This window comes from Cohnella cholangitidis, from assembly GCF_014107495.1.
Taxonomy (GTDB): Bacteria; Bacillota; Bacilli; order Paenibacillales; family Paenibacillaceae; genus Cohnella; species Cohnella cholangitidis.
Genome location: NZ_CP041969.1, coordinates 302,818 through 327,103, shown reverse-complemented (window position 1 = coordinate 327,103; position 24,286 = coordinate 302,818). Strand labels below are relative to the sequence as shown.

The 24,286-nt window shown below is 44.1% G+C and carries 39 protein-coding genes; 38 read left to right on the top strand and 1 reads right to left on the bottom strand.

Going from position 1 to position 24,286, the window contains the following annotated elements:
- The first annotated feature begins 23 nt into the window (after nucleotides 1-23).
- The 38 genes from FPL14_RS01600 (at nucleotide 24) to FPL14_RS01415 (ending at nucleotide 23,151) form a co-directional block, all read left to right on the top strand.
- On the top strand, nucleotides 24-743 hold the full coding sequence (locus FPL14_RS01600; protein ID WP_182301372.1) for a hypothetical protein: 720 nt from the start codon (nucleotides 24-26) through the stop codon (nucleotides 741-743).
- A gap of 4 nt (nucleotides 744-747) precedes the next feature.
- Nucleotides 748-1,188: a hypothetical protein gene (locus FPL14_RS01595; protein WP_182301371.1), complete on the top strand. Its 441-nt coding sequence runs from the start codon at nucleotides 748-750 to the stop codon at nucleotides 1,186-1,188.
- A gap of 55 nt (nucleotides 1,189-1,243) precedes the next feature.
- Complete coding sequence (locus FPL14_RS01590) at nucleotides 1,244-1,504, top strand: DUF2164 domain-containing protein (protein WP_324617861.1); 261 nt, start codon at nucleotides 1,244-1,246, stop codon at nucleotides 1,502-1,504.
- A 371-nt stretch (nucleotides 1,505-1,875) separates the two neighbouring features.
- Nucleotides 1,876-2,340, top strand: coding sequence for a GNAT family N-acetyltransferase (locus FPL14_RS01585; RefSeq protein WP_182301370.1), 465 nt, complete (start codon nucleotides 1,876-1,878; stop codon nucleotides 2,338-2,340).
- A 29-nt stretch (nucleotides 2,341-2,369) separates the two neighbouring features.
- Nucleotides 2,370-3,236, top strand: a complete 867-nt coding sequence (locus tag FPL14_RS01580; protein WP_182301369.1) for an aminoglycoside phosphotransferase family protein — start codon at nucleotides 2,370-2,372, stop codon at nucleotides 3,234-3,236.
- A gap of 24 nt (nucleotides 3,237-3,260) precedes the next feature.
- Nucleotides 3,261-3,425 (top strand): hypothetical protein, encoded by a 165-nt coding sequence (locus FPL14_RS01575; RefSeq protein ID WP_182301368.1) that lies wholly within the window; start codon nucleotides 3,261-3,263, stop codon nucleotides 3,423-3,425.
- Between the two features lie 136 nt (nucleotides 3,426-3,561).
- Nucleotides 3,562-4,083, top strand: a complete 522-nt coding sequence (locus FPL14_RS01570; protein ID WP_229263742.1) for a GNAT family N-acetyltransferase — start codon at nucleotides 3,562-3,564, stop codon at nucleotides 4,081-4,083.
- A 286-nt stretch (nucleotides 4,084-4,369) separates the two neighbouring features.
- Nucleotides 4,370-4,726, top strand: coding sequence for a hypothetical protein (locus FPL14_RS01565; protein WP_182301367.1), 357 nt, complete (start codon nucleotides 4,370-4,372; stop codon nucleotides 4,724-4,726).
- 61 nt (nucleotides 4,727-4,787) lie between these two features.
- Nucleotides 4,788-5,312, top strand: a complete 525-nt coding sequence (locus tag FPL14_RS01560; RefSeq protein ID WP_182301366.1) for a nucleotidyltransferase family protein — start codon at nucleotides 4,788-4,790, stop codon at nucleotides 5,310-5,312.
- Nucleotides 5,313-5,590: 278 nt separating this feature from the next.
- Entirely contained in the window at nucleotides 5,591-6,223 is a 633-nt protein-coding gene (locus tag FPL14_RS01555) for a pyridoxamine 5'-phosphate oxidase family protein (RefSeq protein ID WP_182301365.1), read from the top strand.
- Nucleotides 6,224-6,246: 23 nt separating this feature from the next.
- Nucleotides 6,247-6,684, top strand: a complete 438-nt coding sequence (locus tag FPL14_RS01550; protein WP_182301364.1) for a hypothetical protein — start codon at nucleotides 6,247-6,249, stop codon at nucleotides 6,682-6,684.
- Between the two features lie 51 nt (nucleotides 6,685-6,735).
- Nucleotides 6,736-7,413 (top strand): VOC family protein, encoded by a 678-nt coding sequence (locus tag FPL14_RS01545; protein ID WP_182301363.1) that lies wholly within the window; start codon nucleotides 6,736-6,738, stop codon nucleotides 7,411-7,413.
- A 155-nt stretch (nucleotides 7,414-7,568) separates the two neighbouring features.
- Nucleotides 7,569-7,988: a GNAT family N-acetyltransferase gene (locus FPL14_RS01540; protein ID WP_182301362.1), complete on the top strand. Its 420-nt coding sequence runs from the start codon at nucleotides 7,569-7,571 to the stop codon at nucleotides 7,986-7,988.
- Between the two features lie 105 nt (nucleotides 7,989-8,093).
- A complete protein-coding gene (locus tag FPL14_RS01535; RefSeq protein ID WP_182301361.1) occupies nucleotides 8,094-8,531 on the top strand; it encodes an NUDIX domain-containing protein in 438 nt (145 codons plus the stop codon).
- Between the two features lie 10 nt (nucleotides 8,532-8,541).
- On the top strand, nucleotides 8,542-9,000 hold the full coding sequence (locus tag FPL14_RS01530; protein ID WP_182301360.1) for an NUDIX hydrolase: 459 nt from the start codon (nucleotides 8,542-8,544) through the stop codon (nucleotides 8,998-9,000).
- A 25-nt stretch (nucleotides 9,001-9,025) separates the two neighbouring features.
- On the top strand, nucleotides 9,026-9,589 hold the full coding sequence (locus tag FPL14_RS01525; RefSeq protein ID WP_182301359.1) for a GNAT family N-acetyltransferase: 564 nt from the start codon (nucleotides 9,026-9,028) through the stop codon (nucleotides 9,587-9,589).
- Nucleotides 9,590-9,596: 7 nt separating this feature from the next.
- Nucleotides 9,597-10,358: a class I SAM-dependent methyltransferase gene (locus tag FPL14_RS01520; protein ID WP_182301358.1), complete on the top strand. Its 762-nt coding sequence runs from the start codon at nucleotides 9,597-9,599 to the stop codon at nucleotides 10,356-10,358.
- Between the two features lie 12 nt (nucleotides 10,359-10,370).
- Nucleotides 10,371-10,754, top strand: a complete 384-nt coding sequence (locus FPL14_RS01515; protein WP_229263741.1) for a GRAM domain-containing protein — start codon at nucleotides 10,371-10,373, stop codon at nucleotides 10,752-10,754.
- Between the two features lie 145 nt (nucleotides 10,755-10,899).
- On the top strand, nucleotides 10,900-11,598 hold the full coding sequence (locus tag FPL14_RS01510) for an MBL fold metallo-hydrolase (protein ID WP_182301357.1): 699 nt from the start codon (nucleotides 10,900-10,902) through the stop codon (nucleotides 11,596-11,598).
- A gap of 38 nt (nucleotides 11,599-11,636) precedes the next feature.
- Nucleotides 11,637-12,251 (top strand): transglutaminase-like domain-containing protein, encoded by a 615-nt coding sequence (locus FPL14_RS01505; protein WP_182301356.1) that lies wholly within the window; start codon nucleotides 11,637-11,639, stop codon nucleotides 12,249-12,251.
- Between the two features lie 34 nt (nucleotides 12,252-12,285).
- The gene (locus FPL14_RS01500; protein ID WP_182301355.1) at nucleotides 12,286-12,753 is read left to right on the top strand and encodes a hypothetical protein; all 468 of its coding nucleotides are present in this window, start codon (nucleotides 12,286-12,288) and stop codon (nucleotides 12,751-12,753) included.
- Between the two features lie 49 nt (nucleotides 12,754-12,802).
- The gene (locus FPL14_RS01495) at nucleotides 12,803-13,258 is read left to right on the top strand and encodes an SRPBCC family protein (protein WP_182301354.1); all 456 of its coding nucleotides are present in this window, start codon (nucleotides 12,803-12,805) and stop codon (nucleotides 13,256-13,258) included.
- Between the two features lie 24 nt (nucleotides 13,259-13,282).
- Nucleotides 13,283-13,543 (top strand): DinB family protein, encoded by a 261-nt coding sequence (locus FPL14_RS01490; RefSeq protein WP_182301353.1) that lies wholly within the window; start codon nucleotides 13,283-13,285, stop codon nucleotides 13,541-13,543.
- A gap of 45 nt (nucleotides 13,544-13,588) precedes the next feature.
- On the top strand, nucleotides 13,589-13,870 hold the full coding sequence (locus FPL14_RS01485; RefSeq protein ID WP_182301352.1) for a hypothetical protein: 282 nt from the start codon (nucleotides 13,589-13,591) through the stop codon (nucleotides 13,868-13,870).
- 75 nt (nucleotides 13,871-13,945) lie between these two features.
- Nucleotides 13,946-14,680 (top strand): YqjF family protein, encoded by a 735-nt coding sequence (locus tag FPL14_RS01480; protein WP_229263740.1) that lies wholly within the window; start codon nucleotides 13,946-13,948, stop codon nucleotides 14,678-14,680.
- 30 nt (nucleotides 14,681-14,710) lie between these two features.
- The gene (locus tag FPL14_RS01475) at nucleotides 14,711-15,514 is read left to right on the top strand and encodes a phosphotransferase family protein (RefSeq protein ID WP_182301351.1); all 804 of its coding nucleotides are present in this window, start codon (nucleotides 14,711-14,713) and stop codon (nucleotides 15,512-15,514) included.
- A gap of 44 nt (nucleotides 15,515-15,558) precedes the next feature.
- Nucleotides 15,559-16,152: a hypothetical protein gene (locus FPL14_RS01470; RefSeq protein ID WP_182301350.1), complete on the top strand. Its 594-nt coding sequence runs from the start codon at nucleotides 15,559-15,561 to the stop codon at nucleotides 16,150-16,152.
- Complete coding sequence (locus FPL14_RS01465) at nucleotides 16,139-16,336, top strand: helix-hairpin-helix domain-containing protein (RefSeq protein WP_182303798.1); 198 nt, start codon at nucleotides 16,139-16,141, stop codon at nucleotides 16,334-16,336. The genes FPL14_RS01470 and FPL14_RS01465 overlap by 14 nt, the downstream gene beginning before the upstream one ends.
- Nucleotides 16,337-16,393: 57 nt before the next feature.
- A complete protein-coding gene (gene pheA, locus FPL14_RS01460; RefSeq protein WP_229263739.1) occupies nucleotides 16,394-17,209 on the top strand; it encodes a prephenate dehydratase in 816 nt (271 codons plus the stop codon).
- A 38-nt stretch (nucleotides 17,210-17,247) separates the two neighbouring features.
- A complete protein-coding gene (locus FPL14_RS01455; protein WP_182301349.1) occupies nucleotides 17,248-17,724 on the top strand; it encodes a GNAT family N-acetyltransferase in 477 nt (158 codons plus the stop codon).
- 9 nt (nucleotides 17,725-17,733) lie between these two features.
- Nucleotides 17,734-18,303 carry a GNAT family N-acetyltransferase gene (locus FPL14_RS01450; RefSeq protein ID WP_182301348.1) on the top strand — a complete coding sequence of 190 codons (570 nt, stop codon included), beginning with the start codon at nucleotides 17,734-17,736 and terminating at the stop codon, nucleotides 18,301-18,303.
- A 24-nt stretch (nucleotides 18,304-18,327) separates the two neighbouring features.
- On the top strand, nucleotides 18,328-18,480 hold the full coding sequence (locus FPL14_RS01445) for an alpha/beta hydrolase family protein (protein ID WP_182301347.1): 153 nt from the start codon (nucleotides 18,328-18,330) through the stop codon (nucleotides 18,478-18,480).
- Between the two features lie 24 nt (nucleotides 18,481-18,504).
- The gene (locus FPL14_RS01440) at nucleotides 18,505-19,125 is read left to right on the top strand and encodes a LysE/ArgO family amino acid transporter (protein ID WP_324617860.1); all 621 of its coding nucleotides are present in this window, start codon (nucleotides 18,505-18,507) and stop codon (nucleotides 19,123-19,125) included.
- A gap of 149 nt (nucleotides 19,126-19,274) precedes the next feature.
- A complete protein-coding gene (locus FPL14_RS01435) occupies nucleotides 19,275-19,580 on the top strand; it encodes a DUF4870 domain-containing protein (RefSeq protein WP_229263738.1) in 306 nt (101 codons plus the stop codon).
- 255 nt (nucleotides 19,581-19,835) lie between these two features.
- The gene (locus FPL14_RS01430; protein ID WP_182301346.1) at nucleotides 19,836-20,378 is read left to right on the top strand and encodes a DUF1697 domain-containing protein; all 543 of its coding nucleotides are present in this window, start codon (nucleotides 19,836-19,838) and stop codon (nucleotides 20,376-20,378) included.
- Nucleotides 20,379-20,589: 211 nt separating this feature from the next.
- Nucleotides 20,590-21,105 carry a hypothetical protein gene (locus FPL14_RS01425; RefSeq protein ID WP_182301345.1) on the top strand — a complete coding sequence of 172 codons (516 nt, stop codon included), beginning with the start codon at nucleotides 20,590-20,592 and terminating at the stop codon, nucleotides 21,103-21,105.
- Between the two features lie 145 nt (nucleotides 21,106-21,250).
- Complete coding sequence (locus FPL14_RS01420; protein WP_182301344.1) at nucleotides 21,251-21,898, top strand: GntR family transcriptional regulator; 648 nt, start codon at nucleotides 21,251-21,253, stop codon at nucleotides 21,896-21,898.
- A 59-nt stretch (nucleotides 21,899-21,957) separates the two neighbouring features.
- A complete protein-coding gene (locus FPL14_RS01415; protein ID WP_182301343.1) occupies nucleotides 21,958-23,151 on the top strand; it encodes a helix-turn-helix domain-containing protein in 1,194 nt (397 codons plus the stop codon).
- Nucleotides 23,152-23,212: 61 nt separating this feature from the next.
- Here FPL14_RS01415 and FPL14_RS01410 read toward each other — a convergent pair whose 3' ends face one another.
- Nucleotides 23,213-24,118: an RraA family protein gene (locus tag FPL14_RS01410; protein ID WP_182301342.1), complete on the bottom strand. Its 906-nt coding sequence runs from the start codon at nucleotides 24,116-24,118 to the stop codon at nucleotides 23,213-23,215.
- Nucleotides 24,119-24,286: the final 168 nt, after the last annotated feature.

The following is a 24,286-nucleotide window of genomic DNA, read 5'->3' as shown; positions in this document are numbered from 1 at the left end:
CATACTTAAAGGAGCAATACCCGATGAGAAATAATTCGATGGTTTTTGTTATGATTATGGCCTTGCTCACTGCGTGTGCCAATGTTACGGATGAGAAGAACCAGGGAGTCCCGGGAACTATAGAAAGTCCCACAGCTTCGGTAATGCCGTCTCCTAAATCTACCGAAGTAAAAAGGAGCGACAACTCGGTTAGAGCAATAGGAACGCACCCGAACGGAAGATTACTGATACAACCTGCAGGTAACGTAATCGTTGCTCCCTTAGGGGCTCCAAGCTGCTACGGATTGGAAACGGATCTTAGTTGGTCGGGAGACTATGAAGCCGTATGGGAATCCGAAACTGCGGGGACTATTAGCGAAGTGATGGCTTTTCCAAGCGATTTTGAAATCATTCAGCCAAACGATGTGCCTGTCGAGATGCAGAAGTTTTCTATGGGGGATACGGATGTTTTCGCTTTTGTTCCGCGGTATACAGATTGTCATGGTCTCGATACCTATCTTTTCGGAGTAACAGATGGAAAAGCTTTTCATATCACATTCGAGATGAAATCCGGAGAAGTTTGGCTGAATATAGATCAACATCCTCATAAACTTATTCGGTCCACTAAAGACGAACTTATCGTTACGGGCGGATATGGTGCTGGTCAGGACACCATTGATGAGTTTCATTTCAAATATGATTCATCGAAGCATTCCATGATTCTACAGAAGACAAATCAATTGAAGCCGGATGATAAGGGATGAGAACATGAAGACCAAGCCGAAGAAAAGGTTGTTATTATTTCTTTTCACACTGATCCTCGTTATTATAGTTGGATGTAACAATGCTTCCCCGACGATTAAAGAAGTTAAACTGCAAGAACTTAACAACGGCGCCAAGATATTTGTTGATACGATTAAGAATAACAACGGAGTGTATTTGTATTCGCGAGAAGATGATAAGCAATATCTAATCGTTAATTATTCAAATGTCCTTCAAGGAGAAGAAGCGTTATTTCTTGATTCGATCAATGCACAAGTTATGGATCGAACCTTAAAAATACATATTGAAGAGCTAGGTACGACTGATTACCAAGATAAAAGATTAAACAACATAAGAGTGTTCAATCTAAGCAGTACACAAGAGTATGAGAAGATAAAGATCTATAAGAATGGTAAAGAGACAAGATTTGATTCAGTAGGCGGTTGACGGTTAGAAGATCGTTATAGGCGTATAGATTAAACCGATAAAGAGGAGTGTTAATATGATCATTTCATTAAAGCTTCCAAAAGAAGAAAAGGACGTCATTGTTCGGAACGTACAAGCTTATTTCGAAGAAGAACGTTCGGAAACGATTGGAGCACTAGGCGCGGAGCAGTTTATTGATTTTATGATTAAGGAACTTGGACCGCATATCTATAACAAAGCAATTGCAGACGTTAGGTCAATCATTCACGAAAAAAACAATCAATTGGATGATGAGTTATACACGTTAGAAAAGCCGATTACGAACAGGTCGAGATAGGAATATTAATAGAACGGTATCTTAAATTCGATTCCGTTATACGAAACAACTATTGAGCATAGATTTCAATTAAAGGGGGAATAGTTTATGACTTTTAGTTGGTCTAATGCGATTTTTCAGTTGTTAAGTATAGGGATAATCCTATTGTTATTTTCCTGGTTGTATCGGTCTAAGAGGAGTCGTAATAGGAAATAGTGAATACTCTGATTAAGAAAGTCGCTTATAAAGCGACTTTTTTTGTACCTGACTGACAACATTTAATAATAAACTAATCCATAGGAACTAATCTACTAATTTGAACGTCAAATACTTTGTAGACCCTGAAGATGCGAAAACATGGTTAGTAAGTGAATAACGTTGGGAGGCTCCCTGTGCAGATCGATCAAACCTTTGAATCGGAAGTTATCGCAGCACTTAATAAGGACGTTCACGAGGTGCACGTTTCTCTATATCCGGATTACTTTAAGGAATATCATTTTGAATCGGTGAATGTCTTCTTTAAGAAGATAATTAGCAATCCCAATTTCTATTTCTATGTTATCAAAGAGAATGAGACCAACCTAGGTTATGCCTGGATCGAGATCAAGGAATACCAGGAGAATGCTTTTATGAAAGCTTACAAATCGATATTTGTACATCAGCTAAGCATTTCGACTGAGTATCGAAACAAAGGCTTGGGAGTAAAGTTAATGGACAAGATTAACGAAGTGGCAAAAGAAAACAATATTCGAAAAATCGAACTGGATTACTGGACGGATAATGAAGCGGCTCAGAGATTTTATGAGAAATTGGGCTTTAAGGGTTACAGGGAATTTGTTTATAAGTATTTAGAATAAGTTGAGAATTATGGTGAGGGGCGCAAGTGATGAAAGTTGAACTGAACGTTCAAGAGATCAACGATATTCTTAGAAAACAAAATATCCAAGATGAAATCACCAAAGTTCAAAAAATATCCGGAACGACGGATGGCCTTGTGTTTAGGCTTGAAGATGACACCGATGCGAAATACATTCTAAAGTTTGATCGACCCGATCAAATTCTTTTGGCGGAACAACTGCTCAGCACCTATCAAAGTTCTGACCTGCTGCCGAAGATTCTCTTTACCGCGCCAGACAAGTCACATCTTCTCTATACGTATATCGAAGGCATCACCCATTTTAATCGCGGCATAAAGTCGGATTGGTTATCGCTCTTTACGACGGAACTGCTCAATAAATATATCCCGTATGAGCAGGTTGATTTCTGGGGCAGATTAGAATCGCCTCGTCGATCATGGCTAGAATTCAATGAAATCAGCGTCGAAGAAGCGCGAGTTAATATTGGAAGTACGCTACCCACGGAAGATTATCTCTATATCAAGTCTCTGGTTGAGAAGTTGTACAGTAAAGGGCCGGTCCAAGGAGAGAAGTATTTATTGCATGGGGATACCGGGGTGCATAATTTCGTGTATGATCAGTCTAAGTTAATAGGCGTCATTGATCCTTCCCCAATGGCAGGCCCTGTCCTTTATGATTTTCTATATGCTTTTGTCTCCTCGCCCGATGATATCGATAGGGATACCTTATTTACCGCATTTGATTTACTGGAACAAGTCCAGATAGACCTATCGAGGTTACTGGAAGAAGCGGCAGTACATCTGTACTGTCGTATCGGGCTTAGCCTTAAGCATCATCCGAATGATCTGCCCGAATATTTAGCGGCATGGGAACAATGGAAAGTACTTTGTAAGTGAATTAAACAGAGGGGGAACAACTGGATGAACGAAGATTTTTTCATACTCTTCGCGATAGTTACTATTCTTGTGTTGGTATTCGGTTTCAACTCCGTTAACTATAAGTTAAAGCAGAAGCTTAAGAACGATGAGAGAATAATAGAAAGATTGGATATTCTCATTAACAGTAGAGGGAAATCGGACCAGTGATCTATCCTCGATAAAGAATGCTTAAAGAGTGACAGGATCCATTACCAACAGTTAAAGGTAGTGGTATATTTGTTTAATATGTTAAGCTGAGATAATGTACCAAGACAAAATATGAACACTAAAGGCAGGGTAACCCATGACAATTACGATCCGGCAGGAAACCGCGAAAGATTATCCTTTTATCCATTTTCTTAATTTTATAGCATTTGGCAATCGGGAAGACGAGACAAGATTAATTGAACGGATAAGAAAGTTCTCTTGTTATGTTCCGGATCTTGCTCTAGTCGCCGAAGAGGATGGAACGATCGTTGGACATATGCTAATGAGCAAGGCAAATGTCGTGGCAGACAATCAATCGCAAGAAGTACTCGTATTAGCTCCGATCGCGGTGCTGCCTGCCAAGCAAAAACAAGGGATTGGCAAGCTGTTGATTAACGAAGGGTTAAAGATAAGTAAACAACTCGGCTTCAAAGCGGTGTTCTTGATCGGACATCCAACCTATTATCCGCAATTCGGATTTCAACCGGCAAGACCTTTCGGCATCGAATTGACGCAATTCGATGTTACGGACGACGTATTTATGGTTTGCGAGCTGGAAGAAAACGCACTAAGTACGATTAAGGGCGAACTGCAATACTCTAAAGCCTTTTTCGAGTGAGTCTGCAAGGCCGGCTTGGGGTGTTCGTTTAATTGGAACCAATCAAGCCGGCTCGCAATCGGAATGGATTAATGGGTTGATTTCGAAACGGGTGAATCAAATGAACCTTGAGAAAAGACTAATGGAACTACTATCCGCCCATCCCACTCTTCAACGAGACCTGGTATGGATTCGATCGTTGAATATACCGGACGCTTACATAGCCGCCGGATATGTTCGGAACTAGTGGATGAGTAAGGAAACCCTTGGTACGAGGCTGAGTCTCTATATTGAAGGTGGGCCTATTATGATTCGAGTTATTGCAATTTTCGTTATTATCAGTCTATTAATAGTAGGTTGTGGGTCAAGCGTTTCAACGTTCGAGGGCACAGTTGAAGCTTATCATGACGATCGCTTATTGGTTAATTGTTCGGATGAAGTGAACAAAGGAAAAAAGAACATCGACGATGTAGGTTACATATGCTCCGTTCAAGTGACAGATAAAACAAACGTTACGGATGAAGCGGGGAATCCATTAGAGATCGAGCAATTGCCGCAAAGCGCATTCGTAAAAGTGACTCTCGTGAAAGCACGAAACATTAAAGATAGTGAGAGCCGGAGATCTAAACTTGAAGCCAAAGAGATTGTATTAATGAATCAATGAATGCAGTAAATTCGATATCGTAGTTGAACTAGACATTGGCTATAGGAAGGGAACAATAGTCGTGAGTTGGAACGAAGCGCTTAGAACATTTTGCGAACTGTACTCTGCTGCTAATCTGAATTGTAATTGGATTGTCGTCGGCTCTGTTGGTTCGGTATTGCAAGGGGCCGAGATGACGCCAAATGATCTAGATATATACGTTAAGGATATAGACGACGTAATCCAGATCGCAGCCTTATTGGAACCATATAGCATGGGAACCAAAAGCGAGCTTTCCTATTTTGACGCGGATTGGCTATCTTCGATAAATGAGCCTTATTTTACGCAATCCTTCGATTCAGGGTTCACCTGGACCAAAGGGAAATGGAAAATACAAGATTTCAGCATAGAAGTCGTACATATATCGGATTCCGCTGGAATACCCGACTCCGTTACCGGCGAAGGGATATGGGAAGGCGGTCAATACATTTGGACCCATGCCAAGACGATTGATTTCGAGAAGTATGTAATCCCCGTAGTCCCGTTAGAGATTCAACTGGAGTCCAATATGAGAAGGAATAGCAAGACCGAGTCGACGCCATTTTGAATGCCTTAAGAGCTAACGGATATGACAAGGAATTAATGAAGCAAGCAATATCCAACAAGCATAGAGAACTGCTGATTAATCTATGACAATCTAATGCAGCGGGCGACGATTGATGAAAGCCCTATCGTGCTAGATCTCTGGAAAGGGTCTGCAAAGTGGCTTCAAGCGAAAGGGATTCGTCAATGGAACCCCGATCATTTCACAATACACATCACGAGACTCAGCCAAAGATAAGATTTATCTAAGGGTGGGTCTTGTCGTTATCTAGGGGGTAGCGGATGAAGAACATTTTTCAACATATCATAGATTCGGAACAACAATTGAGAGAGCTATGCGGCTATCCCAACGAAGTCGTCCAGAATAAAAGCATTACCGTGATAGATCGCCATTGTCGTGATTTTATCGCTAGATCGCCGTTGATCTTCGTCGCGACCAGCGATTCATCCGGGAATTGCGACGTTTCTCCTCGCGGAGACGGGGAAGGGTTTGTACTCGTTGTGGACGACAAGCATTTAGTGATCCCTGAGCGTCCCGGCAACAGGCGATTCGATTCCCTGAGGAATCTGATCTCCAACCCAAGAGTCGGTTTGATCTTCATGATCCCGAGCCTCGAAGAGACCTTACGCATTAACGGACGCGCATGTATCGTGAAGGATCCATTACTCTTGAATCAAATGGAGGCGCACGGAAAAACTCCGGTACTTGGAATAGGGGTAGAAGTGGAAGAATGTTATATTCATTGCGCTAAAGCGTTCAAGAGATCGCATCTATGGGATAACCAGTACTGGCCTTCAAAGGAATCCTTGCCTAAACCGGCAGCTATCATTGCCGAACATGCAAAACATCTTGGCGTATCCGTAGATGATGTAGCGAAGGGGCTTAAGGAAAGCTACGAGAAGCGTTTGTATTGACTGTTTTCCGAGGTGCTATCGCGGTGTGGAACAACGCTGAAAGGAATGAATGTACTATGAAGGGATTAATAGGACTTCTTATCATTTACTTGAGTTTCTTGATTGCCGGGACATGGATGAATACTTGGCCATTCAAATATGGAAATGATGGGCTATTTATTTTTGTGATATTCAATTCCGTTCTATTAGTTCTGTTGTTACTTTCAGCTAAAATAGTTAATCGATATAAGAAAGCAACAGGTGTGATCGTGGTTGTGGCGTGGATTCTTCTTTCTACCGTATATGGAATCATTAAGATGCATGTGGATTTCAATGCAAATGCTTCAGGGTTTTTTCGTTGGGATTTTGCATTATGGGAGTTCGGTATCCCCCTTTTCATTGGCGTACCGCAAATCCTTTTTATCGTCTGTCATTCTTTAATAAGAGCATATATAGATGATCCACAGGTCAAAACTCGTTAGTAGTCTTATTATATTTAAGAAAGTCTTATTATTTATGCGGGGGTGATGTCCATGGAAATCACAGAAATCAAGTTGTTGGCGAATCGACTAGATCTCTTAAAAGAATTCTACTGCACTATGCTGGAGTTGCCGATACTCGAATATACGCCCTCCTCGTTAAGCATTTTAGCCGGTTCATCGAAACTCATATTCGTGCATAGTACGGATGTAGTGAACCCTTATTATCATTTCGCATTTAATATTTCGGAAAACAAAGTCGACCAAGCGCTCAAATGGCTGCAGGCTAGAGCGGTTCCCATAAATCAGGTAGAAGGCAATGATGTTCTCTATTCGGAATCATGGAATTCCGATTCGATCTACTTCTATGATCCTGCCGGTAATATCGTCGAATTTATCGCGAGACATTCTCTACGGCAAGGATCAAACGCGAAGGGGTTCTCGGCACTAGATATTCTGAACATCAGCGAAATCGGACTTCCTTCGGAAGACGTGTTAGATTTGTCGGCTCATTTACAAGAGAAGTATGAGGAGCCGGTATATCGGTCAGGCAATGCCATGTTTACTCCGATCGGAGACGAGGAAGGTTTGATGATACTTTCTTCTCTCGATCGTAACTGGCTTGGATCCAGTAAGAAAGTCGCTATTTTCCCAATGGAGATTGTTCTCACGAAGGGGACGACTCAAATCGATTTCGTACTCCAATACCCTTATCAAATCACGCTGATATGAATCGGTCGCGTGCAATCTATGGAACTCCCCCCGTAACGCCTCAACTTTTTTAAAGGAAATTAAGATATCAAGTTGTGGATATGGGTTATAATACCAGTTATTAAAAAGTCGTCAGAGATGGACTAAACTACTAGACGAGAGGACCATGTTGAAGCATGACGATTTCTATCAGATTTGGAGAAGTAGATGACTTCCAATTAATCATAACCGGCGATCCGCATGTCCCGGCCCATATCTTAAATTGGAAGCTGCGTAACCGCGAAATTATTATCGCTGCATGGGGTGCCGAAATCATTGGCTACCTTAGGTTGGAGTATCTTTGGTCTAAATATCCTTACATCGGGCTGATCAAGGTGCATTCTGACTTTAGAGGTCAAGGTGTGGGTAAAGGGTTATTAGAATATGCGCAAGTGTATCTAAGTACCCAAGGGATAAAAGCAATCTATAGCTCCTCTCAAGTAAATGAGAACGATCCCCAACAATGGCATAGAAAAATGGGATTCAAGGAATGCGGAATCTTAAACGGAATCAACGAGGGGAATATTGGGGAACTATTTTTCGTAAAGGAATTTTAGATCAACAATGTCCCTAATATTAGGGAAGCTTATCAATCCATGAACACGGATCACTCCCCAATAGGATTAAGTTTGGAAAAACGGAAAGCGAGGACTAACACCCGAATGTACCAATGGCATGAATTATCCGAAATCGATCATGAACTGGTTAAGTTTGTTGTCCTTATTGCCCAATATAACAATCAATTCATCATTGTTAAAAATAGTAAAAGAGGCGGTTGGGAAATTCCCGGTGGGAATAGAGAGCCGGGAGAGCCGTTGTTTACTGCGGCCAGCAGGGAGCTGTATGAAGAAACGGGCGCGATTCAATCCGACTTAGAGCCATTCGGGATATACATGTGGAACGGGAACTACGGCATGGTCTTTTTTGCGGAAATTCATCTTATGGCGGAATTGCCTGCTTATGAGATCGAAGAGGTGAAAGAGGTAGATCAATTGCCTGAAGGATTGAATTTCGGAGAGATGTTTTATTTCGTACACCGTAAGTGGACTGAATATGAACATAAGAATACGCAGACACGCAGGATGGATATAAGAAAGTAGGAGTCATTGCATGGGATACATCGAGGAGCTGCGGGCATTGGTCGGTACACGACCAGTGATCCTTGTAGGTGTTAAGGTTCTCGTCATCAATGAAGAGAACGAGGTGCTGCTCCAACTAAGGAAAAACGGGCTATGGGCGATTCCTGGCGGATTAATGGAGCTTGGCGAGTCAACGGAAGAGACCGGGAGAAGGGAAGTCTTCGAAGAAACCGGCTTACATATAGGCGCAATGAAGTTAATAGGGGTTTACTCGGGTAAAGATCAATTCCTAAAGCTGGATAACGGCGATGAGTTTTATGCCGTCACTGTAGCCTACACTACGAAAGAAATAACCGGTGGAGCGCTTGCTGCAGACGGCGTGGAAGGAACGGAAGTGAAGTTTTTCAAGCTTAGCCATTTGCCGGATGGATTTAATGCAAATTTGAGAGCGCTTATATTGACTGATTACATCGAAGGAGCAGGCTCATAAAAGCTATGGAAAGAGTGATCAATCTATGATTCTATTTCAAGCGGATGAACTATCCGTAAGACTTCTGGAACCGGAAGACGCGGCTTTGCTCGTGAAATGGCTCTCGGATCCGCGAGTGTTGAAGTATTATGAAGGCCGCGACAGACCGCATGACATGGAACTGGTAAGGCATAACTTTTATGAGGATCACGATGAAGTTGCGCAGTGTATGATTCAATATCGCAACAACCCGATCGGTTATATCCAATTCTACGTCATTGATGCCGAAGAAGTTGAAGAATATGATTATACGGACTATTCAGGCCGAATATTCGGAATGGATCAGTTTATCGGGGAAACGGATTACTGGAACCAAGGTATCGGATCCAGGCTGATCCAGGCAATGGTGAAGTATTTAGAAGAACATAAAGGCGCAAGCAAAATCGTAATGGACCCTCAAGCATGGAACGCAAGAGCGCTGAGGGTGTATGAGAAGAACGGATTCCGCAAGAAGAAGTTTCTAGAGAACCATGAGATGCACGAAGGAAAACTAAGGGATTGTTGGCTAATGGAATACGATGTTGGAACCGGCAACGATAAGGGGGAGTAACGTCAAGATGTTTAGTTCATACGGACAGTTGTGTACAGAGGTTTACGATATAAGCAAACCGCTAGGTTATTCATTCGGTGACGTAGAGTTTTATCAAGAACGTCTGTCGGGAGTGGATGGTAGAGTTCTAGAAGCGGGGTGCGGGTCCGGTCGGGTTCTTATTCCGCTTCTCCAAGCAGGGATCGCGGTGGACGGCATCGATAATTCCACGGCCATGCTCGATTCCTGCAGAAGAAGATGCCAGGAGTTGAATCTTAGCCCTTTCCTCTACGAGGATGAAATGCATAATGTTAGTTCGGCTATTCCATATGACGCTATCATCATTCCGGGAGGATCTTTTCAGCTCATTGAAGGCAGAGAATTAGCAATAGCAACGTTACGGCATTTGCATTCCCGCCTGGTGCCTGGAGGAAGACTTATTCTGGATCTGTTTATTCCGACCGACTTTAACCCTAACCTCTCTTCCGTCCGAACATGGAATACTCCGACCGATGAAGTGCTTGTTTTAGAGGAGAGACGAACGGAAGTGAATATCCTCGAGCAGCGAATCGTTTCCTTATTGAAGTATGAGAAATGGAAAGACGGACATCTCGTGCAAACCGAACTGCAACGATTTCCATTAAGCTGGTATGGGAATGACGAATTTGAAATGTTGCTTGAGAGAACGGGCTTTCAACAAATAATCAAGTCCGCGGGGTATAAATTCGGGAATAAACCCGCTCGCGCGGGAGAGATGATTACCTATGAAGCTAAGAAAGTTCTAGACTAACGGAGAACTTTAATGGCTCAAGTCAAAAACGATAATAAGAACACGAGAGGAGCATTACGCAAAATGGACTTAAGACCAAGTGAATTATTCTTATTAGAGAAAGTAGCAGCGAACTTGTTCAGGGGGATAGAGTCGGTCGGCGGGAGATTGTCGATCACGAATGAAAGATTGGTTTTCGAGCCTCACGCAATAAATATCCAATCCAATATACTCGAACTCAACGTCCAAGACATCGTTAAAGTCGAGAAGCGGAATAACTTGTTAGTCGTTCCTAACGGGATGAAATTGACCACAGGAGACGGGAAAGAGTACAAGTTCGTCATCTGGAACAGATCGAAAATAATTGAATTACTTAACCAAACAATTAAACAAGCCCAACAAGTAATAATATCTTGACGGTATTAAAAGAGATTTCAAGAAAGCTTGACGAGAAGAAGAGCCAATAGAGAAGAGGGCTTCCTCTATAAGCCATTAATCGGTTTCAAGGATAATGGCCATGCATTCGTACGTGCGATAATGAAACGGAAAGGCGAGGTAGTCGATGCAGCTATACGCGATTAAGTTCGGTGAATCCTCATTCTACTCCAAATACGTTTTTCGCGATGATACTTCCGATGAAACCATGCAAATCTCATGGTCTTATTATTTGGCCCGATTCAATAACAAAACGATTTTATTCGACGTCGGTTTCAGGGATCCCTTGATTGCTCATGAGTGGGGAATAACTCTGATGAACGTCGAACATGAAATCAACAGCCTCATTAAAGATAACCCGGTCGATACAATCTTTATTACGCACAGTCATTTTGACCATATCGATAATATTGATCTGTATCCGGATTCTCGGATCATTATTGCACACGATGATTACCTTCATGCCCTGAATAACGGGAATCCGGCTGTTAAGGAAAGGCTTCTACGGGAAAACGTAATCACGGTAAAGGACGAATTCCTATTTGACGATAAATTCAAGTTCAAAGTCATAGGAGGCCACACGGTCGGTTCATCCGTCATTTACTTTGAACAAGACGGGCACAACTTTGTTATAACGGGCGATGAATGCTATGACCGCGATAACATGAATGACAATAGACCGATAGGCGTCTACGCAAGTACGGAAAAGAATACAGCCTTCCTCGAAGAGGCTAATCGTAACCAATACATCCCTTTACCGTACCATGACAACTCTGTATTCCAATCCTATAAGCAAGTATCGACTCATATTGTTCAGATTTTATAAAAGAAACAATACTATCGATCGGGAGGAATCGTTAGCTTATGCTTAAGTTACATTGCGAGTCGTCCCGCATGCAAGACTATTTATTCGAATTAGAAGAAGTAGATTTTCGCCATCGGGATATCCAACTTAAAGTGCAGGAACTGTTAAATGGGCAACCATTAACTGAAGTGGAGTACATTCAAAAGGCATATGCGTTCGTCAGAGATCAAATCTCCCACTCTTGGGATATCCGAAGCAAGAGGGTTACGAGAACGGCATCGGAAGTGCTGCTGAACAAGGAAGGAATCTGTTACGCGAAATCCAATTTATTAGCGGCCTTATTACGCGCCAACCATATCCCGACCGGGTTTTGTTATCAGCGGTTGACATTAGGGGATACGCCGGACACCGGTTATTGCATTCATGCCTTAAATGCAGTCTATATAACCGATCTGAAGAATTGGGTCAGATTGGATGCCCGCGGGAATAAAGATGGAGTTCATGCCGAATTTTCGGCGGACACGGAGAAGCTAGCTTTTCCTATTCGTGAAGAATATGCGGAACACGACTATTCTACGATCTATGCCAAACCCAATTCACGTACCATGGACGTTTTGAAGAAGAGCAACGATTGTATGTATATGTGTTTGAACGAGTTGCCTACGGAGATATAATCTACGGTCTTATCAATCATAAGATAATGCGGTGATGATTATTTACAAGATTAGCTTTATTATCTTCACGCTGATTGTTCTTATTGGCTGCGCAGACAAGCAAAAGCTTGATTTTAATTTCATCTTCAGCTATGGCGTCTCTACTCTAAATCAATTGGATACATTTAAGAATACCTATACCAAGGATCTAGTGCTGGATGGGCTTGTGGAAACCTCGCTTACTTTAACGGACGACGAAAAAGAACAAATTCTTCGCAAGATGCAAGATATCAATCTGTTTGAATATCCCGTCGTAAATGAAGGGCTAGCCATGGAACCCTCATCCGGATATAAGTTTGAAATCCAATATCAAGGCAAGAGGATAAACGTAGTTTGGCTCGACGGTTTTCGAGATCAGGACAAAGATATCCGATTCTCCGAGCTCGTTAAACTTATTCAGGATATTATAGAATCGAAAGAAGAATACAAGAAGCTGCCCGACTTCAGGAGCGGATATCTTTAGGAAATCGGCATAAGCTTCTCGCACTTTTCAGCTGAAACGAGGTAAACAGATGGTCACAGTCAGAACGGAAGTAATCATAGACGCTCCGATAGAAAAGTGCTTCGATTTAGCTAGAGATATTGAAGTGCATACTCGAACGGTCTGGAAGCATACGAAAGAACGAGCGATTAGCGGCACGACAACGGGAACGATCAATGAAGGAGAAACGGTGACTTTCCAGGCTACTCATTTTCTGATCAGACAGAAATTAACTTCAAAAATCACGAAGCTTGAGAAACCCTATTATTTCGTAGATGAAATGGTGAAAGGCGCGTTCAAGAAACTAAGGCATGAGCATCATTTCGAGGAACTTAACGGAAAGACTAAAATGATTGATATCTTAACGTTTACCGCACCGTTCGGGGTTGTCGGATGGATCGTCGAGAGAGTGATATTGAAACGATATATGAGAAAGTTTCTTGAGCATCGGAACGTACAATTGAAGAGAATTGCAGAGGAATCATAAATCCTAATTCGGGGGTAGCCGAAAATGGTAGACCATATTCGTTTTCCGATTGGTAAGTTTGAACAGATTATGAACCCGACAGCGGAAGAGAGAGCCAATCTGATCGATCAAGTCCCGGAAATCGCGAGATCGCTAAGAACCATCGTTAACGATCTTACTCCCGAAAAGCTTAATATCCCTTACCGCCAAGGGGGATGGACGATCAAGCAGATCATCCATCCTGGATGGAGCTCTTCAGAGATTTATATGGCACAACTGGCACCACATTTCGCAAATCGAATCTAGGGTGCCTTTAGATTAGGGAAGCAAGCTCGCGAAAGGAGGACAACCGTGAGATTCGAGAAGGTTAAGAAATGGTCCATCGCGATCATTGTAGCAGGCGCTCTCTTGCTGTTGTTTGGCTTATCGCAATATTTGTTGGGTTCCTATTCATCCGATACGCCGGAGTCCATATTCTGGACGATTACGGCAAGGAAGATTGCGTTTCCGATATGCGGATTAATCTTGATCATTGTCGGAGTTCTTAACTTAAAGATCATTGACGGTCTGGAAGAGGAATTATCCGACGTCAGATACGAGATCAATAAGCTTCGCAGTAAAATGAAGGTGTAACTGCCAAAATTTATTGACCTATTGCCAATAGAGGAGTACACTCTTTCCAATATTTATCCTATTGGAGGGTTTGGCGTGACGACTTCTATAAGAACGGATCATCGACCGTGGCCCATTCCGTCGAAGCCATGGAGAATGAAGCAAACCTGGCATACTTTGCTCTTCGCGCATTGGCCGATCGCGATAGATAAGATTCAGCCATTCATTCCGAGTCCGTTGCGTCTTGACGTATTTGAAGGGCAGGCTTGGATCGCGGTCGTGCCTTTCGATATGAGCGGAATACGGTTAAACCATATGCCTACTCTTCCGTTTACGTCGAAATTCGCGGAACTAAACGTGAGAACCTATGTCACCATAGATAATAAACCGGGCGTATATTTTTTTAGTTTGGATGCGACTAACATTCTAGCGGTAAAAGGCGCAAGAGCCTTTTACCATTTGCCGTATTACCTTGCGGATATCGAGCTGCACAAGGAAGCGCAGACTCTATCGTACCAAAGCAAACGAAGGGGATCCCGCGGGGATTTTCAATTCCATGGTTCGTACAGGCCTATCTCTCCTCCTTATACCGCCCAATCAGGCACGTTGGAACATTGGTTAACGGAAAGATATTGCTTATACGCGAATCACAAGGGACGGGCGTATAGATGCGATATCTTGCATGACCCCTGGCCTTTGCAACATGCGGAAGCCGAAATTTATACCAATACGATGGCGAATATCAACGGTTTGCGCCTTCCCGACGAGAAACCTGTTCTACACTATGCTGAGCGATTAGAGGTATTAACTTGGGGGCTTGAGCAAGTTTAGGGATGAAGGATAGGAAGGAAGTTGGAAACGATGTTTGACGCCGGGGAACAAGTCGTCGCTTTCGGCAGGACCGCGGAAATTTATGCTTATGGCGATGAGTTTATATTGAAATTATTCCGTTCGGGTATGCCGGAAACCGCAATCCTAGAGGAGTATCAAGTCAGCAAGATCGTTTTCAATTCGGGCATAACAACCCCGCAGCCCATTAAGCTAATCCATTATGCCGATCGAATTGGAATCGTCTATCAACGAATAGAAGGATCTACGATGCTCAAATCGTTCACTAGAAAGCCATGGGCTATCTCCAAAGAAACATCCAAAATGGCGGCTCTGCACGCTGCGATTCACGGGAAAACGGTACACGATCTGCCGAGCCAGCGAGAAAGGTTGATCGATCGGATCCAGCACGCGCCTTTGTTAACTTACGAGGAAAAAGAGAAAATCCTTACTCTTCTCCATCAGCTTCGCGAGGATACTAAGCTATGCCATGGGGATTTTCACCCCGATAATATTATTGTCGGGCAACGGGAATGGATTATCGATTGGATGACCGGCGTGGCCGGGAATCCGGCGGGCGACGTTGCACGAACGTTATTGCTCCTTCAATTGGGTACCATGCCGGAGCGAACGCCTAGAATCGTCGTGAATTTGTTCTCCCGAGTAAGAAAACAAATGGTTAAAGCTTATATGAAGGAGTACACTCGCGTTACAAATTTATCCGATCAAGAAGTTAACCAATGGCTAGTTCCCGTAGCCGCAGCGCGATTATCGGAATGGATACCCGAGGATGAGAAGCAGAAGCTAGTAGAGCTGATTAAGAGATCGATTATCTAGAAAATAGAATCAACATTTCTTCGTCGGGGAGAAAGGAGTCGATCATGATGAAGATGCTCTTGCGAAAAAGCTTACTCGCGTCAATTCTGCTATTGTTGATGATAAACGGTACGGTTCACGCCACAAGCTGGGTTGATCTGAAGCCGGAAGAGGTCATTAAGCGAGCTAAAGTCATTGTGCAAGGCCAGTACGATTTCTCGAAAGCCAGAGAAGGAAGCGAATTTATTTGGGTCAGCTATGATTTTAAAGTAGATCGTGTATATAGAGGAGCGGCAACCGATCCGCTAGTTGTCGGAATCGATGGGTTCGATGTGGGATGGGTTGACGAGTTCCAACGCGAGAAGGGCAGCTTTGTCCTGTTCTTGGAACAGGCCGATAACACGAAATTCTACACTCCCGTGGCAGGACCTAACGGGATGATCCAGATCGTGAACGGTGAAGTGCAGCATTCGGATTCGCACGAACGAGAAGTTTTTAGCGACTTCTTACGTAATACGAAGAGTAGTTCGCCTAATCAATCCCAACCGACATCGGAACAGACCTCCAACGGGGTTGGTGTGACGGTCACGATTGCGTGTATGGTTATCCTGCTTCTAATTTTAGGGTATAGGAGGTATCGTCGTGATGCCGGAAAATAACGATTTTCCAGCCCGCTTGGCTAAGCCTGCTCTACGCGCTCTGAATAACGTCGGAATCGTTCGATTGGAGCAACTGACTGAGATAAGCGAGGCGGAGCTCAAGAAACTGCATGGAATGGGTCCAAAAGCTATTGAACAGTTACGCGTCGCTCTTGAAGCTAGAGCCCTTGCTTTTAGAGATTGAAATTGGATCGGATATGGCGTTAGCGACTGCTAAGCCAATGGAAGGAGACAGCCTTACATGATGAAAGTTGCATATCTTGGACCGCAAGGAACTTTCTCGGAAGAAGCGGCTACCCGATACTTCGCTGACAAAGAAACGGAATTTTGGATGTTCGATTCCATTCCGGACGTCGTAGAAGCGATCGGCGAATGTCGAGTCGATAAAGCCATCGTTCCTCTGGAGAACACGATAGAAGGCACGATTAATATGACGATAGACTCCCTGATCTCATACGAGCAGTTGTTCATCGAGGGGGAATATATATTGCCGGTTTCCTTGCAATTGCTCGCTAATAAGGGGACGATCCGTTCCGATATCAAGGAAGCATGGTCCATCTCCCCGATTCTTACCCAGTGCAGGAAGTACATAAGAAGCCATCATATGAAAAGCGTACAATACGATAGCTCCGCGTCTGCTGCCAAAGCTATGCAGCTATCGGGCAGGACGGACGTAGCCGCCATCGGCCCGCGATCGCTGGCTTCCTTATTAAACTTAGACATCCTTGAAAGAGATATTCAAGACAACCCCGATAACCAAACACGGTTTATCATCGTCGGCAATGATCGGTTACGGGATCAAGAAACGAAGAAGACGATGTTCGTCATTACTCCGGGTCAAGACCAGCCGGGCTTATTGTCCGCGATCTTGAATATTTTCGCCGCTCTTTCTATTAATTTGTCTTGGATAGAATCGCGTCCCACCACGACGAAACTAGGGGTTTATCGCTTTTTCTTGGAAGCCAATCAAATGTGCAGCCTAGAGACGGTAAATAAAGCTGTAACGATTCTGGAAACTTTAGGGCATGATGTAAGAATTATCGGAAGATATCAATAAACCCGCTTGGCTCAACTGTGCGGGAAACGAGGTTATTCATGAACGCAAACCACAGGAACATTACGATATCAAAGCTAGAGTACACTCACGATTTGCCGTGGGACCTGCTTTTGCTGGCTGACCCGTCAAGAGAATTGGTCGAAGAGTATGTGAAGAGAGGCTATTGTTACGTAGCTCGGGAGGGAGAAGAGATCGTAGGCGAATACGTGCTCATCCGCACCCACCCTCAGACGATCGAAATCGTTAACATTGCCGTTAAAGAGGAATTCCAAGGCCAAGGCATCGGGAAAAAGCTAATCTTGCATGCGATAGAGGAAGCCAGAAAATTAAAGGCGAAGACGGTCGAGATCGGGACGGGGAATTCGGGGTTTATGCAGCTTAGACTATACCAGAAATGCGGATTTCGCATGTTCGCGATCGACTACGATTTTTTCATCAAAAATTATGAAGAGGAACTATTCGAAGACGGACTGCAAGTTACGGATATGGTCAGACTCAGAATGGAATTAAAGTGAGGGAAACACATGTATCGATTTACCGGACTAGAAGGGGAAAGGGTTCGATTAATTCCACTGGAACGATCGCACGCGATTCCTTTATTCGACTGCTCGAGGGATCCGGATATTTGGTCCAGTTATCCCATTGCGATTACCTCTCTTGACGAGATGAACAACTTTATCGACAAGGCGCTGGAAGGCCTTGAACGCAAAGAGATGTTTCCGTTCGCCGTGTTCGACAAGGAACGTAACGAATTCGTGGGTTCCACGCGATTTCTCAGAATATCCAGGGAGCATAATAACTTAAATATCGGTTCGACTTGGTATTCTTCGAAAGTATGGAGAACGAGAGTGAACACGGAAACGAAATTTTTGATGTTGAAGCACGCGTTCGAGGTGCTCGGCGTGGATCGGGTAGAGATTATAACCTCGACGGACAATGTCCGCTCGCAAAGGGCAATCGAGAGGTTAGGCGCTGTGAAGGAAGGTATTCTTAGGAAGAAATATTACAACTTAGACTACGTGATCTACAGCATTATTCAAAGCGAGTGGGTAGACGTACGAAGCAGATTATCTCGTTTTCTTAGCAGGGATTAACCGTGTTATTTTCGCCACGAGACAATGAATCAGGCATTGCAGCGGTTAGGAGTAGATTCGGAGTTGATCGCTATTGAAGGTACGTATCACGTGTTCGATCAGCATTTTGAGAGTCCGGCCGTTCAGAACGCTTTCGAGCAAATCCAGATTTTCTTGAAGCGAATTTTTCGGGAATAACGCGGAATTAGAATGATTTAGTAGGTGAATTCAATAGCAGCAGCATTCATACACGGAATGATATTAGCAATCGGACTCATTATTCCCCTAGGAGTGCAGAACTTCTTCGTCTTTTCTCAAGGCGCTTTGAAAAACCGGTTCAGCCATGTGCTGCCTATAGTCGTGACTGCCGCCATCTGCGATACGTTATTGATCGTACTGGCCGTGTCGGGCGTCTCGCTTCTGATTCTTCATTTTATATGGATGAAGACGGTTCTCGTCTTGCTGGGAGCGCTGTTTCTCTTGTATATGGGCATCATGTCTTGGAGGGCGGAGCCTCCGCGTACAAGCGCCGATATACCCGACGACAGAAAAACCGGGAAGCTCATTGGTTATACTTTGCTGATTTCTATTCTGAATCCTCATGCCATCCTGGATACGATCGGCGTAATCGGTACCAGCTCGATTCATTATGAAGGCGCTCGGAAATGGGCGTTTATGATTGCGTGCATTGCGGTATCTTGGGCGTGGTTCTTTTTCCTTGCGCTGCTGGGTCGTTTGGTCGGAAAGTTGGATCACACTGGCCGATGGGTTGTCTATCTCAATAAAATATCCGCTGTCGTGATGTGGGCAGCTTCGATTCTGTTGCTCGTTTCTAGTTTTTGAACGGATTGCCCGAGATCGACTAACGAGGTCTAACGACCTATCGAAACGTGACAAAGCATGACCAAATCCATGACGATAGTAACTAGTCTGGAACTGCTTCGGTGGAATATACTGGTTATATTCTAGGTGAAATGGATGAGGTGTTGTACATGCAGGAAAGCGATATTCAGCAAAACAAAGGGATGGCCATTATTGCTTATATCTTGTTTTTTATTCCTTTGCTTGCGGCTAAGGAATCTCCCTTCGCCCAATATCATGCCAAACAAGGATTGAATTTGTTCTTGCTTGCACTGGCGGTAAATATCGTACTCGGGATTATTCCGATTATCGGTTGGCTGCTCTTGCCTTTAGCGAACCTTGGCGTTCTTGCTTTGGCGATATTAGGTATCGTCAATGCCGTTAACGGCCAAAACAAGCCGTTACCATTGATCGGACAGATCGTTATTATGAAGTAACGAAACGGCTTAAGATTAATTCGCGGAAATAAACCCCGTCTACCATTAGGTGATGGGGTTTTTGTTGAGGAGATGGACAATGGATTCGGATTCCTTGACGCTCAGCCAAGTTTTGACGTACGCGTCTACAGGCATTCTATTGTTGCCGATCGTGATCGCCGGACATAAGCTTGGGAGGAAAGTCGTTCCTTAAAGGAGACGGCTGGGATATGCCAAACAAAGAGCAGCCCTAAGGCTGAGGGGGAGGAAAGAACCATGATCAATTACGTTGCGTTGCTCAGAGGGATTAATGTCAGCGGGCAAAAGCTAATTAAGATGGATCACCTGAAAAGCGTATTCGAACAGTTGGGATATCATCGCGTGCGAACGTATATTCAAAGCGGGAACGTCCTGTTCGATTCTTCGGATAATGATTCGGTTAAGGTGGCGAGGCAAATCGAAGCGAAGATCGAAGAGGAGTATTCCTTTCCGGTAACGGTTGTCCTAAGAACGATTCGGGAGTTGGAAGAGGTGGTGAGGAACAATCCTTACCCTTTGGAGGAAATGCAGAAGACGGATTCTCTCTACGTCAGTTTCTTGTCCGAGCGTCCAGCCGAAGAAGCGATCGCTCAATGCATGGCATTGAAGAACGAAGCCGATGAGCTCGTCATTACGGATACGGAAGCGTATATTCTGATTCATAAAAGTTACGGCACTTCGAAGTTCTCCAACAACTTCCTCGAGAAGAAGCTGAAAGTGGCGGCTACGACGAGGAACTGGGCTACGGTCAATAAATTGATCGGCATGGGGCAAGTTTAACGATAATTTAAGGATTATAACAAGCTGTCACAGACTAAATGCATCGGTCGCGCAATATGCTTAATTAAAGGCATTTATTGGTCGTTGAAAAGGTTAAAAAATTTTAATAATATCGGTTCAAGGATGTAACTTTCCGATTGGGTCGAACGTCTAATGGGTATAGGTTTTCGTAAAGGCTACGGGCTCAAGCCCTGAAGGAGAGAATGCGGTTATGATCAACAAAACAATAGTCAGCTTTGTCGCCGTATTATTCGGGTTCATGTCTCTCGGATATATTAAAGCCAATACGAATGACTATATGCCGGTTCCCCAGGATTCGAAGACAAAGGTTGCTTATATTGACCGAATCTATCAACAGGACGGCAAGCGGTATTTGAATGCGGATTTAATAGAATGGTATGAGGGCGAAGAAGCGAACGAAATATTCCGCGAGAGAGAACGGGATGCGGAAATGACGGAAGCGCCGGACGGTTACTATATCGTTAACGACGACCCTCAATTGGTGATGCTGGAAATTGCCGACGATGCGAAAGTGTTCATGCAAATCTATAACCGGACGGGTAACGTAGAAGAAGCGGGCACCGTATGGAACGAGCAGATCACCGTCGATCAATTCTTTACTCTGATGACGAGCGACGATTCCGGAATGAGCTTGAAAGATTATCCTTATCACTTTTCCGTCGAGAATGATAAAATCGTTAAAATCACGCAGCAATTCCTTCCGTAATATAGTCAAATTAGCGTTTCCTTGGAGAGGAAACGCTTTTTTTGTGTACATTAAATTGTTGTTGACTTCGCGATTCGCTAAACCTAAAATTAAATCAATTACAAATTATCGATAATCGATAATGACGAAGAGAGATGGTTTACTGATGACTGACAAACAGATGCTGCTCCCGATATCCTCGATCAGCGAGAGCGTATATGCCGCTCTGAAGAAGGATATTATAGACGGAACGCTTCATCCCGGTCACCGGCTTATCGTGCTCGAAATCGCGGGAAAGTATCAGATAAGTCAAGCCCCTGTGAGGGAAGCGCTGGAAAGATTGAAGCAAGAAGGACTAATCGTCGGGCAACCGAATAAAGGATCCGTCGTTTCTTCGATTACCTCTAAAGAAATCAAGGATCTGTTCGTGCTTCGCGAGATAATAGAGAGCTTCGCGGTGAAGCAATCCATATCCCTGTTAACGGATCAAGATTATATAAACTTGGAGCAAATTCTAACGGAGATGGAAGCCGCGATTCAGATCAACGACAGTCTTGCGATCTTGGAGAAGGATATGGAGTTTCATGGTTACTTCTTTACCTTGTGCGATAACGGGGCGATCTTGGAGCTATGGCACCGGATGAGAACAACGATCATGCGCTTCATGGCGATCTCTAATCGGCATTATTCCACGGAGAAGTTGGCGGAATGGCATCTGCAATTGATCGCAGCCTTGAAGACGGGAGATGCACGGTTAGCGGAGAATAAGTTTATCGAGCATATGCACGCCTATAAAATGATCGACTTGAACTAAGCGGGAACAAATGCGAGCCATGATCTTGTTAACCTTTTTCCGATAAGGGGTAATGGAGCATGAGGAACGAAACAATGCTGCTAGAGGATCCATTGGTACTGAGTTGGATGAGGGACAGCGTATTGAGAAATCTGGTTGCGTCCCCCAATGCGGAAATCGAGGAATGGCAACATAAGCTCATTATGTTGAATCTGAATTGTTATTTCACTGCACCCAGTATTGCATTGTTTGAATGCTCTGGCACCCTTATCGATGATATTCAGCGGAATAAAGAGAACGAACGGCTCCAATTGTTTTTGACGCAGCATATGCCTGAAGGAAGCATTCTCTTCAAGGATGGGGAGGATCGGGTTGCGTTGCTTTTTTCTTGGGAGCACTTCCCCCTTCTTCGAGCTTTAAATACAAGAATATCGTTAACCGCTTCTTGTCCCGTTAATATCGGAATTGGAGAGCCTTGCATGTTGCTAAGAGATGTTCATAAGAGTTACGTACAAGCTTTGCGAGCGCTTGAAGCTAAGTTCTATCAGGGAACCGGGCAATGGATCTTGTACTCTGAGCTGAACAAGGCAGAATCTCTTGAGGATTATCCGGTATTGCAAGAAAAGGAACTGTACCATAGGGTTAAATCCGCTAAGGATATTACGGATATGGAGCAGGGCATAGGCCTGTTCTACGAACATGTAATAAAGAACGGTCCGATAGAAGTGAATCAAATTCGCGAGGTGACGCTTCGCATGCTAGTAGGGATGGAGAATAAAATTTTGGGCGAATCAAGGGCTTCTCTGGCTAAATATGAGATGGTATCGATCGTGAAGATGGAAACCCTAGGGGAGATTATAAGTTTTGCAGCCATGTATTTGCTCGATAGGAGGGAAAGGGCGAAGAGGGACGATCAGGATAGCCATCGTAGTATAATCAAAAAAACGATCTCCTATATGGAACAAGAATGTCAGATCGCCACTCTTGAAAGAATGGCTCGCAAAGTTTACATGACTCCAACTTATCTGAGCATGCTCTTCAAGGCGAACACGGGCATCACTTTTATCGAACAGCTTACGAATATTCGGATCGACAAAGCCAAGGCTTTATTAAGCAGCACGGGGCTAAAAAATTACGAGATTGCCGAAAAATCGGTTATCACGATTCCAGATACTTTAGCCAGCTATTCAAAAAGAAGGTTGGTCTCTCGCCTAGCGAATATAGGGATTCCGTGGAGACGTGATTATCGAGCAGGATGGATAGAGAGAGAATAAAGGAGCTAACCCGTTCTTCTATCGGGATAGCTCCTATTTGGCGTCGAAGCGGGGAGACGGATTATAGCCGAACTTCGTAAGAAGGCCCTTTGTCATCATACTGCTTGGCTTCCTCAAGCTCTTTATCCCAATTCAGGTGTTGGTAATCTGCCGCTTGCCGGTCGGTCATAAACCAATTAAGGAAATCTTGCCACATTGGGCTAGACCAAGGGGAGTCGATTTGTGCTGTCGTGTAGGCTAAGTCTCTTAGACGAACGAACCCGAAGACGTCGCGAACCTGGGATTTCTCTGCTTGAACGACAACATGCTCGGCCATGTGAGGAGGAATGAAGATCACTCCGGCGGGAGTGGCTAGAACGACGTCGCCCGGCAAGCAAATCGCTTTGCCAATCCTCGTGGGGGTATTCATCCCGATCATAGTGACATCTTCGATGGCGGTAGGATCGCTGCCCCGATGAAACACATTGATGTTCTCGATCTTAACGACTTGTTGGTTATCGCGGATACCTCCCCAGATAACCGCGCCTCCACGCTTCGTGCGCGTTGAAATCGCGGTTGCGAGGTTTCCTCCGACATAAGTGCCTTTGAAAATTTTGTCGAATAAATCGACGACAACGACATCCTCCTCCTCGAGCGTATCGATGACCCATTGATTGAAGAAACCTCGCCGGTTCTCCTGTTCATGTCCGTATTGAAGCAACGTATCGTGAAGATCCGGGCGCCGAGGTACCATTACGGCAGTAACTGCGCGGCCGACCATCACCTTTTCCGGGTGAACGATTTTGAAGTCTCCCTCGAATTGAGCTTGATATCCCCTATTCCATAACGGTCCCCAAGCTTCCTCTAGCGTAATGTTCCGCATTCTCCGCAAGATGTCCGATGACACCTTGGGACGACCGTTCTGGAAACGTTCGCCTTCCCATAACTGCGTCCACTGAATAATATCATCCGCGTTATCGAATTTCATCCGAACCCCTTCTTTCAGCGTGTTAATCAAGACAATTGCCTAATCTATTGCATCACTTTCATTATCGATGACGCTTCTGCAAGTGTCGATGCGACGAACTTAAGGGAATGAACGGGAATCGTAAGTTTGTCGCACTTGGCTATGGAATCCCTTGTTTTTTTCACCTAT

Bases quoted from the DNA above. Each gene is read 5' to 3' on its own strand.
- FPL14_RS01575 (WP_182301368.1), top strand. From the start codon at position 3,261: ATGAACGAAGATTTTTTCATACTCTTCGCGATAGTTACTATTCTTGTG.
- FPL14_RS01435 (WP_229263738.1), top strand. From the start codon at position 19,275: ATGCAGGAAAGCGATATTCAGCAAAACAAAGGGATGGCCATTATTGCT.
- FPL14_RS01430 (WP_182301346.1), top strand. From the start codon at position 19,836: ATGATCAATTACGTTGCGTTGCTCAGAGGGATTAATGTCAGCGGGCAA.
- FPL14_RS01490 (WP_182301353.1), top strand. From the start codon at position 13,283: ATGGTAGACCATATTCGTTTTCCGATTGGTAAGTTTGAACAGATTATG.
- FPL14_RS01580 (WP_182301369.1), top strand. From the start codon at position 2,370: ATGAAAGTTGAACTGAACGTTCAAGAGATCAACGATATTCTTAGAAAA.
- FPL14_RS01595 (WP_182301371.1), top strand. From the start codon at position 748: ATGAAGACCAAGCCGAAGAAAAGGTTGTTATTATTTCTTTTCACACTG.
- FPL14_RS01515 (WP_229263741.1), top strand. From the start codon at position 10,371: ATGGCTCAAGTCAAAAACGATAATAAGAACACGAGAGGAGCATTACGC.
- FPL14_RS01450 (WP_182301348.1), top strand. From the start codon at position 17,734: ATGTATCGATTTACCGGACTAGAAGGGGAAAGGGTTCGATTAATTCCA.
- FPL14_RS01410 (WP_182301342.1), bottom strand. From the start codon at position 24,118: ATGAAATTCGATAACGCGGATGATATTATTCAGTGGACGCAGTTATGG.
- FPL14_RS01540 (WP_182301362.1), top strand. From the start codon at position 7,569: ATGACGATTTCTATCAGATTTGGAGAAGTAGATGACTTCCAATTAATC.
- FPL14_RS01510 (WP_182301357.1), top strand. From the start codon at position 10,900: ATGCAGCTATACGCGATTAAGTTCGGTGAATCCTCATTCTACTCCAAA.
- pheA (WP_229263739.1), top strand. From the start codon at position 16,394: ATGATGAAAGTTGCATATCTTGGACCGCAAGGAACTTTCTCGGAAGAA.
- FPL14_RS01495 (WP_182301354.1), top strand. From the start codon at position 12,803: ATGGTCACAGTCAGAACGGAAGTAATCATAGACGCTCCGATAGAAAAG.
- FPL14_RS01565 (WP_182301367.1), top strand. From the start codon at position 4,370: ATGATTCGAGTTATTGCAATTTTCGTTATTATCAGTCTATTAATAGTA.
- FPL14_RS01445 (WP_182301347.1), top strand. From the start codon at position 18,328: ATGAATCAGGCATTGCAGCGGTTAGGAGTAGATTCGGAGTTGATCGCT.
- FPL14_RS01500 (WP_182301355.1), top strand. From the start codon at position 12,286: ATGATTATTTACAAGATTAGCTTTATTATCTTCACGCTGATTGTTCTT.
- FPL14_RS01530 (WP_182301360.1), top strand. From the start codon at position 8,542: ATGGGATACATCGAGGAGCTGCGGGCATTGGTCGGTACACGACCAGTG.
- FPL14_RS01475 (WP_182301351.1), top strand. From the start codon at position 14,711: ATGTTTGACGCCGGGGAACAAGTCGTCGCTTTCGGCAGGACCGCGGAA.
- FPL14_RS01555 (WP_182301365.1), top strand. From the start codon at position 5,591: ATGAAGAACATTTTTCAACATATCATAGATTCGGAACAACAATTGAGA.
- FPL14_RS01470 (WP_182301350.1), top strand. From the start codon at position 15,559: ATGATGAAGATGCTCTTGCGAAAAAGCTTACTCGCGTCAATTCTGCTA.
- FPL14_RS01420 (WP_182301344.1), top strand. From the start codon at position 21,251: ATGACTGACAAACAGATGCTGCTCCCGATATCCTCGATCAGCGAGAGC.
- FPL14_RS01520 (WP_182301358.1), top strand. From the start codon at position 9,597: ATGTTTAGTTCATACGGACAGTTGTGTACAGAGGTTTACGATATAAGC.
- FPL14_RS01570 (WP_229263742.1), top strand. From the start codon at position 3,562: ATGACAATTACGATCCGGCAGGAAACCGCGAAAGATTATCCTTTTATC.
- FPL14_RS01545 (WP_182301363.1), top strand. From the start codon at position 6,736: ATGGAAATCACAGAAATCAAGTTGTTGGCGAATCGACTAGATCTCTTA.
- FPL14_RS01590 (WP_324617861.1), top strand. From the start codon at position 1,244: ATGATCATTTCATTAAAGCTTCCAAAAGAAGAAAAGGACGTCATTGTT.
- FPL14_RS01415 (WP_182301343.1), top strand. From the start codon at position 21,958: ATGAGGAACGAAACAATGCTGCTAGAGGATCCATTGGTACTGAGTTGG.
- FPL14_RS01425 (WP_182301345.1), top strand. From the start codon at position 20,590: ATGATCAACAAAACAATAGTCAGCTTTGTCGCCGTATTATTCGGGTTC.
- FPL14_RS01525 (WP_182301359.1), top strand. From the start codon at position 9,026: ATGATTCTATTTCAAGCGGATGAACTATCCGTAAGACTTCTGGAACCG.
- FPL14_RS01455 (WP_182301349.1), top strand. From the start codon at position 17,248: ATGAACGCAAACCACAGGAACATTACGATATCAAAGCTAGAGTACACT.
- FPL14_RS01505 (WP_182301356.1), top strand. From the start codon at position 11,637: ATGCTTAAGTTACATTGCGAGTCGTCCCGCATGCAAGACTATTTATTC.
- FPL14_RS01600 (WP_182301372.1), top strand. From the start codon at position 24: ATGAGAAATAATTCGATGGTTTTTGTTATGATTATGGCCTTGCTCACT.
- FPL14_RS01535 (WP_182301361.1), top strand. From the start codon at position 8,094: ATGTACCAATGGCATGAATTATCCGAAATCGATCATGAACTGGTTAAG.
- FPL14_RS01465 (WP_182303798.1), top strand. From the start codon at position 16,139: ATGCCGGAAAATAACGATTTTCCAGCCCGCTTGGCTAAGCCTGCTCTA.